The sequence below is a fragment of the Advenella mimigardefordensis DPN7 genome (assembly GCF_000521505.1).
Lineage (GTDB): Bacteria > Pseudomonadota > Gammaproteobacteria > Burkholderiales > Burkholderiaceae_B > Advenella > Advenella mimigardefordensis.
Map to the genome: position 1 here is coordinate 532204 of NZ_CP003915.1, position 15423 is coordinate 547626.

Here is a 15423-nt window from a genome sequence, read left to right on the forward strand (position 1 = left end):
GTATGGCCCTGGATTCTCTTCAAACAACACGCCGTACCGCGACGGCGTTTCACGGTCTGCAGGTACGTGACCTGTCGGTACGCTATGCGGGTGCAGGCGGTCAGCAGGCGACGCTGGCGCTTAGCCATGTTGATCTGGACATAAAGCAGGGTGAATTTGTCGTGGCACTAGGCGCTTCAGGATGCGGCAAAACAACCTTGCTTAACTGCATCGCCGGTTTTACGCAGGCCTCTGCCGGGAGCATCTGGTTCAATGATCAGGAGGTGACCGGTCCGGGGGCCGAGCGCGGTGTCGTCTTTCAGAAGCACGCGCTGTTACCCTGGCTGAATGTGCAGGACAATGTGGCGCTGGCCCTGCGGCTGCGCGGGGTGGATGCGGCGAAACGGCACCGCATAGCGCAGGAAAAACTGGAATGGGTTGGTTTGGCGTCTTTCATGAAGGCGCCCATATGGCAACTATCCGGTGGTATGCAGCAGCGCGTAGGGATTGCACGCGCGCTGGTCAGTGATCCCGATGTATTGCTGATGGATGAGCCGCTGGCTGCGCTGGATGCATTTACACGCGAATCCATTCAGGAACTGGTGCTGAAGATTTGGCAGAAAACCGGTAAAACGGTGTTTTTCATCACGCATGACGTGGAGGAAGCCTTGTTTCTGGGTAGCCGGCTGGTGGTCATGTCGCCCCGGCCCGGCCGCATTGCGCAGGAGCATGCGATTGATTTTAATCGCCAGTATCTGGCCGGCGGCAATGCGCGTGCCGTCAAGGCCAGTCGCGCTTTCATTGACTGGCGCGAGCGGGTTCTGGACTGGATCGCACCGCCCGGATCGCGGGAAATTCAGAGTGAAGTCACCCCCAGGCTCAAAACGGCATGACCCGCGCACTCTTTTCGCAGACGAGGGGGCAGATGACTGAACAAGTGTCATTGCGGAACGCTGAACCGTGTGAGGGCGTAGTGGGCGCGGCCCCACAACGTCGTTTGCAAGCAGACCAGGCGCTACCAGCGGTCCCACAATTTCGCCTGCCCGGCGCGGGTTCCAGTCATGGGATCAGTGCTGTTTGCATTTCGATTTTGCTGGTGCTGTGGTGGGTGTCCACCGAGTTCGGTTGGGTTCCGCCGCTGTTTCTGCCAACGCCCGCCGCCATCAGGGACGCGTTTCTGCAGGCATGGGCCGGCAATATTCAGGGTGGTCAGGGATTATTGCTCCATTTGCAGTGGAGTGCGCTGCGTGTGTTCGGCGCGTTTTCCCTGGCGGCCATCACCGCTGTACCGGTAGGCATCGCCATGGGTGTCAGTCGCGTTGCGCGTGGTATCTTCGACCCGCCGATTGAGTTCTACCGGCCACTGCCACCGCTGGCCTATCTGCCGCTGATCGTCATCTGGTTTGGCATTGATGAAACGTCAAAGATCATCCTGATCTACCTGGCCTGTTTCGCGCCGATTGCCCTGGCCGCGAAAGCGGGCGTGCGTAGCGCCAGTGTTGAGCAGATCAATGCCGCATTGTCGCTGGGCGCCACGCGCTGGCAACTGATCCGTCATGTCATTGTGCCTGCGGCACTGCCTGATATTCTTGTTGGTCTGCGCATTGCCATTGGCTTTGGCTGGACAACGCTGGTTGCCGCCGAGATGATTGCCGCCACTGTCGGGCTGGGGCAGATGGTGCTGAATGCATCGAATTTTCTGCGCACCGATATCGTTATCATGGGGATTCTGGTGATTGGCCTGGTGGCCTGGAGCTTTGATCTGCTGATGCGCTGGATCGAAGCTAAAGTGGTGCCCTGGCGGGGGCGGTGATGTGCCTGTAAAAAAGTAAAAAGGCCCTGATCGAACCCCTTGCAGGGCCGGCAACCGGATCAAACCGCAACGGGTTTGCCGGCTGCCTGCCTCGCCCTTATTTCAGGCGTTCAGCATGAAAGCGCAGGTGGTCTTCCATGAAGGTGGAAATAAAATAATAGCCATGATCATAATGCTCGTGGCGACGTAACGTGAGTGGCTGTTCTGCCTTGGCGCAGGCCGCTTCCAGCAATTCGGGCAGCAGTTGCCCGTCAGCCAGGAATTTGTCGGCCAGGCCCTGGTCGACCAGAATACCGTCAGGGAACGGGGTTTTGGTTTTTTCCATCAGCTTGCTGGCATCATAGTTTTCCCAGGTGCTGCGATCCTGTCCCAGATAGCCAGTGAAGGCCTTTTCGCCCCAGGGGCAGTTCATGGGTGCGCTGATGGGCGCAAAAGCCGATACCGAGCGGAATAATTCAGGGTTTTTCAGGGCGATGGTAAGCGCGCCATGGCCGCCCATGGAATGTCCGAAAATGCCGGTACGGCTCAGATCGCCGCCAAACTCGGGCAGCAATTGCAGCAGCTCTTTGGTTACGTAGCTGTACATTTTATAGTGATCTTTCCAGCCGGGTTCGGTGGCATCCAGATAAAAGCCGGCGCCGGTGCCAAAATCCCAGCCTTCGTCTTCGCCTGGTACATTGGCGCCACGCGGGCTGGTGTCTGGTGTGACCAGCAGTACACCCAGTTCTGCAGCCAGGCGCTGCGCACCGGCTTTTATCATGAATGTTTCTTCGGTACATGTCAGACCTGCCAGATAAATAAGGGCGGGTACCGGTCCGCGTGCCGCCTGGGGCGGAATGAAAACCGAGAACTGCATGGGCAGGCCGATTTCGCGCGAGGTATGGCGATAAAAGCGCTGCGTGCCGTCAAAACAGTAATGTTCACTGATAAGTTCGAGTTTGTCGCTCATGGGTATACCCTTGCTCCTGAGGTGAAGATTGTTGTCGATTTTTTGCTAAATTTACAGCTATCTTCTACCATAGCATTGTTTCATTCGTTGTTACAATATAGGAAAAAAATCGCCGGTAACGCCAAGCGATGCCGGTTCTTGTGGCCATGACGGCTTCGCATTCAGTGGTACAGTACATCCCATGGCCCGTTTACCCCGGCTTTACGCCCCCGGCATCCCGCAACTGGTTCACGCCCGGTTCCTGTTTCCGCTGTCCACCCGCGCACCGGCTGGCAGCAGGGTTCTGGACACCCTGCAGAAATGGCTTTTTGACGGCCTGGCCCGGCACGGTGTCCTGCTGCACGCCTGGACGCTGACGGATGACGGCATTCTGCTGCTGGCAACGCCCGAGCATGACAAGTCTCTGTCACGCCTGATCCAGATGCTGGGTCGCAATCTGGCGACCACGCTGCGCAGCGGCCCGGTTTTCAGCGGGCGCTATCGTTCCACACTGCTGGAGCCGGGTGCATGGGTTATCCCATCAATGATCTGGCTGGAGTCGTGGGTCGCCCGGGAGAAGGGCGCCAGCGACAGTGAATTGTGGCCGTGGTCTTCTGCCGGTTTTCATACCGGAGCGTTCATGGGCTATTCGCCGGTGCTCAACGATCATGCCGATTACTGGTCGTCCGGCAACACCCCATTTGACCGGCAGGCAGCCTATAAATACCGCTATACCGAGGGGCTGTCCTCCAGTCAATTGCAACAGATTGCACAGGCCTTGCATGGGCAATGGGCCCTGGGTTCTCCGGATTTCATCAGCCGACTGAATACGGTCGCCAGCCGGCGTCCGATGCCTGGCAAGCGCGGCCGCCCGCGTATCAGGCCCCAGCAGGACCGGCCTCAGGAAGAAGAATAAGCAGAACAGGCGGGCCGATGGCGGTTTTTCATGACCGGGCAGAATGCGCCGCCACGACAGGGTAGTATTCACAGGCGCATCTGTGTTGCATAATAGACGTTAAGAATCATTAAGGATCGTTAAAGACCATTAGGGACCAATAAGGAGCCGCGAACACACCGTAGCAAACGGACAGAGTTTTACAAAAATTTTACACCCTGCATAGTAGAGTTGCGTATACTCCACTTTCCCGCTGCTTCTGGAATTATTTTGCGATATCAACTGCTTACGTTTGTCCTGGCGCTGTTTCTGGTATTTCTTGTCAGTCGTGTTTTATTCGTGTTATGGCAGCGCAGGCGCGTTCAGGCGGCAAGCGGCATTGGTCGCGTGTTTCTGGGCGGATTGCGCATAGACCTGAACCAGATCGCCACCTACGCGGCGTTACCCGCACTGCTGATGCCCTGGCTGGAAGATCGCCAGTGGTTTGTCACCGTAACCGCAATCTGGTTTGGTGTGTGGTGGCTGGGCTGCGTGTTCATGGAAATCTGTACGCCGCAGTTTATTGACGAATACGATACCCGTCCGAACCGTTTGTTCGTAGAATATCTGAAACACCCCAAAGAAGTCTCAGGCATGCTGTGGCGCGGGTACAAAAAAGTACTGGCGCTGGGGCTGCTGGTTTTTGCCGGGATGATTTTCCTGGCAGTGCATTTGTTTTCAGGCTATACGGCGGTGCCGCTGGGCCCCTGGTGGCTCAGGCCCATTGAGTCGCTGGTCTACGCGGCCCTGTGTTTTCTCATGATTCGCGGTACGCTGAAAAAGCGCCCCATCAATCCGTCTACTGTGGCATTTGCCGGTGATGGCATGGTCAATAGCCTGGCGCTCAACTCCATGTATAGTCTGCAATACGCCATCTATGCCATGAAATATGAGATGTCGGCTGAAGACGTGTATGGCAAGATGCCGGCAGAGCAAATGAACCAGATTGTGTGCGAAGCGGCTGGCATTACGGCGCTTGCCGAGCCGGGCAAGGGCGCTGCCACACTGCATAAGCAGCAGGTGTCTGTCAGCAGCGACAGGCCGCTGAATATCGTATTTATTGTTGAGGAAAGCCTGGGTGCGCAGTATGTGCAGACGCTGGGCGGGCAGTCACTGACGCCTCATCTGGATGCCCTGTACGAGCAGGGCTGGGGCTTTACCCGGGCCTATGCCACCGGTACCCGTTCCGTAAGGGGGCTGGAGGCACTTTCAGCGGGCTTTCCGCCAACGATTACACAGTCGGTATTCAAGCTACCTGGTGCGCAAAGCGGCTTTTTTACGATCGCCGACGTGCTGGGTCAGCAGCATGGTTATCACTCCCGTTTTCTGTACGGGGGCGAAGCCCATTTTGACAATATGAAGGGCTTTTTTCTCGGTAATGGCTTTCGCGAAGTGATTGACGGGCCGCAGTTTAAGGACCCTGCCTTTCTGGGCACCTGGGGCTATTGCGACGAAGATATGTTCAATCAGCTGGATCGTCTGTTGCAGGAAGATGCGGCGCGCAGCGAACCCGTGCTGACACTGGCCTTCAGTGTGAGCAATCATTCGCCCTGGGAATATCCCGAGGGCCGAATCCAGACCAGCGGCAACCCGGCCACGGTGGAAAATACCGTACGTTATGCCGACCATGCCATCGGGCAGTTTTTTTTAACCGCCAAAACGCGGGACTACTGGAACAACACCGTATTCGTTGTGGTGGCCGATCATGACTCGCGTGTGTTTGGCGCCGACCTGATTCCGCTGAAGCATTTCCATATTCCCGCGGTTATTCTTGGCGGCACGATTGCACCGCGCCGCGACGATCGCCTCATTAGTCAGATCGACCTGGCGCCCACCTTGCTGTCGCTGGCCGGTGCTGCCTGCGAGCACCCCATGATTGGCCAGGATCTGACCCGGCAGACACCGGACCGCGCCATTATGCAATATGGCGACCGTTACGGCTACCTGCAGGGCGACCAATTGACGGTTCTGGAGCCCCATCTGGATCCCTGCCAGTTTCGATATACCGCGCCCGAGACGTTTGAACCCATGACGTCCGATGAATCGCTGGTAAAGCTGGCGCGCGCGCATGCGCTGTGGCCCTTCAGTGTTTACCGGGATAAAAGCTATACTGTGCCGAAACAACGGTGATCACGGGTGCAGCACTCGCGTCTCGGAGTGCACGCACCTGATCTCATTTTCGGAGAGCAAGCCATGGATTATCTGCTGGCACTAGATCAGGGAACGTCCAGTTCCCGTAGTATTTTGTTTGATCGCAATGGGCAAATTGTGGGTCTTGCCCGCCAGGAGTTTACGCAACACTATCCGCAATCGGGCTGGGTCGAGCATGATGCGCTGGAGATCTGGCGTACCCAGCTGGTGACGATGGAAAAGGTGCTGCATCAGACCGGGGTGGATATTTCCCGGGTACGTGCCGTTGGCATTACCAATCAGCGTGAGACTTCGGTGCTGTGGGATCGCCGTACGGGCGAACCGCTGGGGCCGGCCATTGTGTGGCAGGATCGCCGTGGCGAACCGCTGTGCCGCCAGTTGCGCGACCAGGGCCATGAACCATTGATCCTGGAGAAAACCGGCCTGCGCCTGGACGCCTACTTTTCCGCGACCAAACTGGTGTGGATGCTGGAGCATTTCCCACAGGCCCGGGCCCGTGCCGAAAAAGGGGAACTGCTGTTCGGCACCATCGATAGCTGGCTGATCTGGCAACTGACCGGCGGCAAGGTGCATGCCACAGATGTGACTAATGCTTCGCGCACGATGTTGTTCAATGTGCATACGGGGCAGTGGGACGCGCAACTGCTGGATCTGTTTCAGATTCCCGCCAGCCTGCTGCCGCAGGTGCTGCCCTCCAGCGCGCATTATGGCGATATCCCTGCGGATCTGCTGGGTTATGCGCTGCCCATTTGCGGCGTGGCGGGCGATCAGCACAGCGCGCTTTTTGGACAGGCGTGTACGCGCGCGGGGATGGCAAAAAATACCTATGGCACCGGTTGCTTTGCGCTGCTGCATACGGGCACTCGCTTCACTACCTCGGAAAATGGCCTGCTCACGACCAGGGTTGCGCAATATGGTCAGCCTCAGCCCGAATTCGCGCTGGAAGGCAGTGTCTTCGTGGCCGGTGCGGCCGTGCAGTGGTTGCGTGATGGTCTTGGCATTATTAAAAAAAGCCGCGATGTGCAGGCGCTGGCCGAATCGGTTCCCGATACCGGCGGTGTTATGTTCGTCCCGGCATTCACCGGCCTGGGCGCGCCGTACTGGAATGCCGACGCACGTGGCGCGCTGGTAGGCATCACGCGCGCGACGACCGCTGCGCACATTGCCCGCGCGGCGATCGAGAGCATTGCCTATCAGAGCGCCGCGCTGCTGTCGGCCATGGCGCGTGACGGTGCGGGGCTGGAGCAGTTACGGGTTGATGGCGGTGCCAGCGTGAATGATGCGCTGATGCAATTTCAGGCAGACCTGCTGGGGATCCCGGTGTTACGTCCGCAAGTGGTGGAAACAACGGCGCTGGGGGCTGCTTATCTGGCGGGTCTGCAATGCGGGATCTGGTCTGATGTGGATGAGATCGAACAATTGTGGCAGATTGATAGAACCTTTGAACCTGCCATGAGCGCAGATCAGGCGCAGGCGTGCATGGCACAGTGGGAAAAGGCAGTGGTGCAAACCATCAGTGGCACCTGATGGTTTGCGCAACGATGAGCGCCGCGCGGTTCAGCTTAAAAATCGCATCTGAAACGAGCGCCCTTTGATGGGGCGCTGGCTCAGGCGCTGCAGCGTGTCCTGAGCGATGTTACGCTCAATCGCTACGAAAGCCACAAAATCGAACAGACTTATTTTGCCGACCTGACTGGCCTGCAGGCCCAGGTCTTTGGTGAGCGCCCCCAGCAGATCGCCTGGCCGCAGCTTGTCTTTCTTGCCGCCGCGGATACAGATGGTGCGCATAGGGGGAGTGAAGGCGCCGCGACCACGTTTGAGGGTGTTCATGTCCAGCCAGGCCAGCGGTTTGCCCAGTGCCTGCTCAATGCGTTCGGCGCGGAACTTCTCCTGAGGCGTGCATAGGGTGAGCGCCAGCCCGCCACGTCCGGCAACGCGACCCGTGCGTCCTACCCGGTGAATGTGGGTCTCTGCGTTGGGAGACATATCAACATTGATCACAGCATCCAGCGTGGCAATATCCAGGCCCCTGGCGGCAACGTCGGTGGCCACCAGAACCGAGCAACTTTGTCCGATAAAGTCGACCAGGACATCTTCGCGATCGCGCTGCTCCATATCGCCGTGTAGTGTGCGGGCTTCGATGCCGCGTTCCAGCAGGGAGTCGGTCAGCGCCTCGCACTGGGCCTTGGTGTTGCAGAAAGCCAGGGTAGAGACGGGCCGATAGGCATTGAGCAGGGCGGCGGTGGTGTTGAATCGGTCAGCCTCTTCGGTGGCCACAAACCAGGAATCGGTCTCGGGATGATCGGGCTTGTCGTCGGTGCGCACGTGCACCGGATTCATCAGAAACCCTTCACTGGCCTTAAGGATAGCGGGTGGAAAGGTGGCCGAAAATAACAGGTTTTGTCGTTTGAGCGGGCAGGCCTGGGTGATTGCGCTGATATCTTCGTAAAAGCCCATATCGATCATGCGATCGGCTTCATCCAGCACCAAAACCTTGACGGCAGACAGCCGAAGCACGTCGCGATCAACCAGATCCAGTACCCTGCCAGGCGTGCCGACCACAATATGTGCACCATGCTGGAGCGATTCTGCCTGCGGCTTCAGGGCGGTACCGCCATACAGGGCGAGCACCTTGATATTGCCCAGCGCACGTGCCAGCTTGCGTACTTCCTGTGCGACCTGTTCGGCCAGTTCCCGGGTCGGGCACAGGACCAGCGCCTGGCAACCGAAATAAGTGGGGTTCAGCCGTTGTAGCAAACCCAGACCGAAAGCCAGGGTTTTGCCGCTACCGGTTTTTGCCTGAGCCAGTACATCCCGGCCCTCCAGGACAGCGGGCAGGCTGGCAGACTGGATCGGCGTCATGGTGTGAAAGCCGAGTTCGGCCAGATTTTTCTGCTGGGCCTCGGAAAGGGGAAGGGTGGAAAAAGACATGGTGGCCTGATGGTGACGAAGGCGCAAGCTTAGGCGCTTTGCCGAAAAATGAGCGCAAATGGAAAAGCGCAATGAAATCGAAGACTTATTGTACCGTAAAGCATCATAATAATTGTTCTGTCCCCAATTTAAATTGAACCAAAATAGTGCGTTTAATATTAGGGTGCGTCCCTAATTATTTTTCTTGCAACACCCGGGTAATCGCAGTATTCTTTCTTGTCCCTTATTGCGCTGCACGATAGCGCTTAAGTATTTTAAGCAGTATCCCGATTCAATCGCGGCGCATTTTTACGCAGCACCCTGCGGAGTTTCCTATGTCAGTTCATTCATCTTCTCCTGCCGATCAGGTGTCGGTTATCGACGCTTCTGCCATTGGGCATCGGCCGCATCGTATGCCCAAAGCTCAGGGCATGTACGATCCGACCAACGAACATGACGCCTGTGGCGTCGGCTTTGTGGCCAATATCAAGGGCCGCAAAAGCCATGCGATTATTCAGCAGGGTCTGAAGATTCTTGAAAATCTGGACCACCGGGGTGCCGTGGGCGCCGATAAGCTCATGGGCGATGGCGCCGGTATTCTGCTGCAGATTCCCGATACGCTTTATCGCGAGGAAATGGCCAAACAGGGTGTCACCTTGCCTGCCGAGGGCGAATATGGCGTCGCCATGGTGTTCCTGCCCAAAGAAACCGCTTCTCGTCTGGCCTGTGAGAAAGAACTGGAACGCGCAGTGCGCGACGAAGGTCAGGTCCTGCTTGGCTGGCGTGATGTACCTATCGATCACGATATGGAAATGTCGCCCACTGTCCGCGATTGCGAGCCGCTTATTCGCCAGCTCTTCATTGGCCGGGGCCCGGATGTCATGGTGCCCGATGCACTGGAGCGCAAGCTTTACGTTATCCGTAAAACGGCCAGCCACGCCATTCAAAACATGCATCTGGCTCATGGTCAGGAATATTTTGTGCCATCGGCTTCGGTGCGCACAGTTGTCTATAAAGGGCTGTTGCTGGCCAACCAGGTGGGCATTTACTATCGCGACCTGGCCGATACCCGTGCCGTGTCTGCGCTGGCGCTGGTGCACCAGCGGTTTTCCACTAATACTTTCCCGGCCTGGCCGCTGGCTCACCCGTATCGCATGATCGCTCACAACGGTGAGATCAATACCGTCAAGGGTAACTTCAACTGGCTGCGTGCCCGTGAAGGCATGATGGATTCGGCTGTGCTGGGCGATGACCTGAAAAAACTCTATCCGATTGTCTATGAAGGCCAATCGGATACCGCGACATTTGACAACTGTCTGGAGCTGCTGGTGACATCCGGCTACTCGCTGTCTCACGCCATGATGATGATGATCCCGGAAGCCTGGGAACAGCACACCACAATGGACGAGAATCGCCGCGCCTTCTACGAATACAACGCAGCCAAGATGGAGCCATGGGATGGCCCGGCAGCCGTGGCCTTTACCGATGGTCGCCAGATTGGCGCCACCCTGGATCGTAACGGCCTGCGTCCCGCTCGCTATCTGATTACCGATGACGATATGGTGATTCTGGCCTCCGAGGCCGGTACCCTGACCGTTCCGGAAAACCGCATTATCAAAAAATGGCGTCTGCAGCCCGGTCGTATGCTGCTGATCGACCTGGAGCAGGGCCGTATTATCGGCGATGATGAAATCAAATCGCAGTTGTCCAATAACCGTCCCTATGGCCAGTGGATCAAGCGCCTGCGCGTCAAACTCGACGACATTCTGGTGCATGGGAACAATCATCCGCAAGCGCCTGGCGCACCGGCGACGCTGCTGGACCGCCAGCAGGCATTTGGCTGGAACCAGGAAGATCTCAAATTCATCATCCAGCCCATGGCCAAAAATGGTGAAGAAGCCATTGGTTCCATGGGCAACGATACGCCATTGGCGGTACTGTCGTCCCGGCCCAAGTCGTTCTACAACTATTTCCGTCAACTGTTTGCGCAGGTAACCAATCCGCCGATCGACCCGATCCGCGAACAACTGGTCATGTCGCTGGTATCCTTCATTGGTCCCAAGCCCAATCTGCTGGATATCAACAATGTCAATCCACCGCAGCGGATCGAAGTGTCCCAGCCTATTCTGGACTTCGCTGGCATGTCGGTATTGCGCGATATTGAAAAATACACCGATAACAAATTCCGCAGCGCCGAGCTGGATATCACTTATCCCGCAAGCTGGGGTGCCGAAGGTATCGAGGCCTGTATTGCAGCACTGTGCTCCAGTGCTGCAGATGCGGTGCGCAGCGGCCTGAATATTCTGATTCTGTCCGATCGCAATATGGACGGCGAACGGGTGGCGATCCCGGCCTTGCTGGCCACCTCTGCCGTGCATCAGCATTTGATTCGCGAAGGCCTGCGTACCGCTACCGGTCTGGTGGTGGAAACCGGCTCGGCACGTGAGGTACACCATTTTGCCCTGCTGGGCGGGTTTGGAGCCGAGGCGATCTATCCGAATCTGGTCATGGAAACCCTGGCGGGCTTCCCGGAGCCCGAAAAAGCCGTCAAGAACTATGTGAAAGCCGTAGGCAAGGGCCTGAACAAGGTCATGTCCAAAATGGGCATTTCCACCTATATGTCCTACACCGGCGCGCAGATTTTTGAGGCCGTCGGCCTGCAATCGGCACTGGTAAAAAAATATTTCTCCGGCACACCAAGCAAAATCGAGGGCATTAATGTCTTCCAGGTAGCGGAAGAAGCGCTGCGCCTGCATCAGGCGGCCTACAGCGAAGATCCGGTGCTGAAAAATGCCCTGGACGCTGGCGGCGAGTACGAATATCGCATTCGTGGTGAAGACCACATGTGGACACCAGACTCCATCGCCAAGCTGCAGCATTCCACCCGTGCCAATAACTATCGCACTTACAAGGAATACGCTCAGTTAATCAATGACCAGTCCCGCCGTCACATGACCTTCCGGGGGCTGTTCGAATTTCGTGTTGACCCGGCCAGGGCCATTGCGCTGGAAGAGGTAGAACCTGCCAAGGAAATCGTCAAGCGCTTTGCGACTGGTGCGATGTCACTGGGATCCATCTCTACCGAAGCGCACTCGGTGCTGGCCGTGGCCATGAACCGTATCGGCGGCAAGTCCAATACCGGCGAGGGTGGTGAAGACGAACTGCGCTACCGCAACGAATTGCGCAATGGTGCCAGCGGCATTAAAAAAGGCGATACGCTGGCCTCTGTGCTGGGTTCCGATCGTATTGAAGCCGATGTCCCCCTGCAGGACGGCGACTCGTTACGTTCAAAAATCAAGCAGGTTGCATCCGGTCGTTTCGGCGTGAGTGCAGAGTATCTGTCCAGTGCTGATCAGATCCAGATCAAAATGGCGCAAGGCGCCAAGCCCGGTGAGGGCGGTCAGTTGCCAGGCCATAAAGTCTCCGAATACATCGCCAAGCTGCGTTATTCGGTGCCCGGCGTGGGACTGATTTCACCGCCGCCGCATCACGATATTTATTCCATCGAAGATCTGGCGCAGTTGATTCACGATCTGAAAAACGTCAATCCATCGGCATCCATCTCCACCAAGCTGGTCTCTGAAGTGGGTGTGGGTACGGTTGCGGCCGGTGTGGCCAAAGCCAAGTCCGATCACATTGTGATTGCCGGGCATGATGGTGGTACGGGCGCATCGCCTATCTCGTCCATCAAACATGCGGGTACGTCATGGGAGCTGGGCCTGTCGGAAACGCAGCAAACGCTGGTACTGAACAAATTGCGTAGCCGCGTTCGGGTGCAGGCCGATGGCCAGATGAAAACAGGCCGTGACGTGGTGATTGGCGCTTTGCTGGGTGCAGACGAATTCGGTTTTGCGACGGCGCCGCTGGTGGTCGAAGGCTGTATCATGATGCGCAAATGCCATCTGAATACCTGCCCGGTAGGGGTGGCAACACAGGATCCCGTACTGCGCAAGAAATTCCAGGGCAAGCCCGAGCACGTCGTCAACTTCTTCTTTTTCATTGCCGAAGAAGTGCGCGAGATCATGGCGCAACTGGGTATTCGCAAGTTCGACGAACTGATCGGTCGCGCCGATCTGCTGGACATGCGTGCCGGCATCGAGCACTGGAAGGCACGCGGACTGGACTTCAGCAATATCTTCTATCAACCCGAGGTTGACACCTTCGTGCGTCATACCGAAGAGCAGGATCACGGGCTTGATAAAGCGCTGGATATTCAACTGCTTGAGCGCAGCAAGGCAGCGCTTGAACGTGCCGAGAAAGTGTCCTTCATTGTGCCGATTCGCAACCGCAACCGGACGGTCGGCTCCATGTTGTCAGGCGCCGTTGCCCGCAAATACGGCCACGAAGGCTTGCCCGAAGACACCATACATATTCAGTTGAATGGTACGGCGGGGCAGAGTTTTGGCGCGTTCCTGGCGCATGGCGTGACTTTTGACCTGGTTGGTGAAGGTAACGACTACGTGGGTAAAGGGCTCTCTGGTGGTCGCATTATCGTGCGTTCCCCTAATGACTTCCGCGGCTACGGCCCGGACCACATCATTGCCGGCAATACCCTGCTTTACGGTGCGCTGGCGGGTGATGCCTATTTCAACGGCGTGGTGGGCGAGCGGTTTGCGGTGCGTAACTCCGGCGCCGCCACAGTAGTGGAAGGCACCGGCGATCACGGATGTGAATACATGACGGGCGGCACCGTTGTGGTGCTGGGCGAAACCGGCCGCAATTTTGCTGCCGGTATGTCCGGTGGTGTGGCCTATGTGTGGGATCCGGAAGGTGAACTCAAGTCACGCTGCAATATGTCGATGGTTGAGCTGAGTGAAGTCGCGGCGCATGACGACCAGCTCAAGGAAAACCGGCAGGAAGGCTGGCATAGCATTCAGCGCGGCCAGGAGCGTCAGACCGACGAATCCATCCTGCGTACGCTGGTCGAAAACCATTTCCGTCTGACCGGCAGTTTCCGGGCGCGTGACTTGCTGGGCGACTGGGACAAGGCCCGCAAGCAATTCGTCAAGGTCATGCCGACCGACTATAAACGTGCATTGGCAGAAATCTGGCAATCAGAACAATCCGCCCGTAAAGCAGCTTAAGGAAAGATCTATCATGGGTAAAATTACCGGTTTTATCGAATTCGAGCGGGTTGCCGAATCCTACGAGGCGCCCGGTGCGCGCCTGAAACACTATAAAGAGTTTGTGCTGGCGCTGGAAGACAAGCAGGCGCAAGTGCAGGGTGCTCGCTGCATGGATTGTGGCATCCCGTTCTGCAATACCGGCTGTCCGGTCAACAATATCATTCCCGACTGGAATGATCTGGTGTACCGCCAGGAGTGGAAACAGGCGCTGGATGTCCTGCATTCAACCAATAACTTTCCCGAGTTCACTGGTCGTATCTGTCCGGCGCCCTGCGAGGAGGCCTGTACGCTCAATATCAGCAATGAGCCGGTCGGCATCAAGTCGATTGAGCATGCCATTATCGACAAGGGCTGGGAGCAGGGCTGGGTAGTACCGCAACCGCCGCTGAAGAAAAGCGGCAAAAAGGTTGCCGTGGTGGGTTCCGGCCCGGCGGGCCTGGCAGCGGCGCAACAACTGGCGCGTGCCGGTCACAGCGTAACGGTATTTGAAAAAAGCAATCGTATCGGCGGGTTGCTGCGCTATGGTATTCCCGACTTCAAGCTGGACAAAAGCCTGATTGAACGTCGCGTTTCCCAAATGGAAGCCGAGGGCGTAGAGTTTCTGGCCTCCACTTATGTGGGAGCTGCTGCCGATGCGACCGAAGATGGCCTGAATGTGATTACCACCGCAGAGCTGGATGAGCAGTTTGACGCCGTTATCATGGCGGGTGGGTCGGAAGCGCCGCGCGATCTGCCGGTGCCAGGGCGTGAACTTGGCGGCGTGCATTTCGCCATGGATTTTCTGCGCCAGCAGAACAAACGCAATGCAGGCGATCGCATCGCCAACCAGATCAGTGCTGCCGGCAAACACGTGATTGTGATCGGTGGTGGCGATACCGGTTCGGATTGTGTGGGTACCAGTAACCGCCAGGGGGCGGCATCGGTCACCCAGATCGAACTCATGCCCCGGCCGCCTGAGCATGAAAACAAGGCGCTGACCTGGCCTTACTGGCCCGCCAAGCTGCGCACGTCTTCTTCACATGTCGAAGGCTGCGAGCGCGACTGGGCCATCACCACCAAATCCTTCCAGGGCGATAAGGGCAAGCTCAAAAAGCTGGTGTGCGCACGGGTGGAATGGGTTAAGGACGACACCACCGGTCAGATGAAAATGCAGGAAGTCGAAGGCTCGGAATTTGAGCTCAAAGCAGACCTGGTCTTTCTGGCCATGGGTTTTGTTTCTCCTGTGGCTGCCGTACTGGACGCCTTCGGCGTGGAAAAAGACCAGCGCGGCAATGTCAAAGCCAATGTCGATAACTATCGCACGTCCCGGGACAAGGTGTTCTCTGCGGGCGATATGCGGCGGGGCCAGTCTCTGGTGGTCTGGGCGATCCGTGAGGGTCGTCAGTGTGCGCGTGCGGTCGATGAGTTCCTGATGGGGGCATCACTGCTGCCACGCTAATGCGGGTGCCGGTCAGCCGCATGCAGCTGTTACGCCGCATTACGCAATAATCGCGCTTATTGCTCTAAAACTTGCGCAAGAGCCTGTTTACACGTTGAACAGGCTCTTGCGCATTTTGGCGGTTTGTTTTTACCAACTCCCGTT

9 protein-coding genes are annotated in these 15423 nt (G+C 57.3%); 7 read left to right on the forward strand and 2 right to left on the reverse strand.

Annotated features, from left to right (window positions below; all coding sequences use genetic code 11):
- Positions 1–2: 2 nt before the first annotated feature.
- Positions 3–872 carry a taurine ABC transporter ATP-binding protein gene (locus tag MIM_RS02435; RefSeq protein WP_025371174.1) on the forward strand — a complete coding sequence of 290 codons (870 nt, stop codon included), beginning with the start codon at positions 3–5 and terminating at the stop codon, positions 870–872.
- A 32-nt stretch (positions 873–904) separates the two neighbouring features.
- Entirely contained in the window at positions 905–1792 is an 888-nt protein-coding gene (locus MIM_RS02440; RefSeq protein WP_084459071.1) for an ABC transporter permease subunit, read from the forward strand.
- A gap of 97 nt (positions 1793–1889) precedes the next feature.
- On the opposite strand, the gene fghA is transcribed toward MIM_RS02440, so the two are convergent.
- A complete protein-coding gene (fghA, locus tag MIM_RS02445; protein ID WP_025371176.1) occupies positions 1890–2741 on the reverse strand; it encodes an S-formylglutathione hydrolase in 852 nt (283 codons plus the stop codon).
- A gap of 181 nt (positions 2742–2922) precedes the next feature.
- Here fghA and MIM_RS02450 point away from each other — a divergent pair, with 181 nt between their 5' ends.
- The 3 genes from MIM_RS02450 to glpK all read left to right on the forward strand — a co-directional run bounded on the left by MIM_RS02450 (position 2923) and on the right by glpK (position 7332).
- Entirely contained in the window at positions 2923–3636 is a 714-nt protein-coding gene (locus MIM_RS02450; protein WP_025371177.1) for a hypothetical protein, read from the forward strand.
- Positions 3637–3885: 249 nt separating this feature from the next.
- Complete coding sequence (locus tag MIM_RS02455) at positions 3886–5784, forward strand: LTA synthase family protein (RefSeq protein WP_025371178.1); 1899 nt, start codon at positions 3886–3888, stop codon at positions 5782–5784.
- A 63-nt stretch (positions 5785–5847) separates the two neighbouring features.
- Positions 5848–7332, forward strand: coding sequence for a glycerol kinase GlpK (gene glpK, locus MIM_RS02460; protein ID WP_025371179.1), 1485 nt, complete (start codon positions 5848–5850; stop codon positions 7330–7332).
- Between the two features lie 30 nt (positions 7333–7362).
- On the opposite strand, the gene dbpA is transcribed toward glpK, so the two are convergent.
- A complete protein-coding gene (gene dbpA / locus MIM_RS02465; RefSeq protein WP_042069884.1) occupies positions 7363–8736 on the reverse strand; it encodes an ATP-dependent RNA helicase DbpA in 1374 nt (457 codons plus the stop codon).
- Between the two features lie 314 nt (positions 8737–9050).
- Here dbpA and MIM_RS02470 point away from each other — a divergent pair, with 314 nt between their 5' ends.
- Both MIM_RS02470 and MIM_RS02475 read left to right on the forward strand, forming a co-directional pair.
- Positions 9051–13799 (forward strand): glutamate synthase-related protein, encoded by a 4749-nt coding sequence (locus MIM_RS02470; RefSeq protein ID WP_025371181.1) that lies wholly within the window; start codon positions 9051–9053, stop codon positions 13797–13799.
- Between the two features lie 13 nt (positions 13800–13812).
- Positions 13813–15279, forward strand: a complete 1467-nt coding sequence (locus tag MIM_RS02475; RefSeq protein WP_025371182.1) for a glutamate synthase subunit beta — start codon at positions 13813–13815, stop codon at positions 15277–15279.
- Positions 15280–15423: the final 144 nt, after the last annotated feature.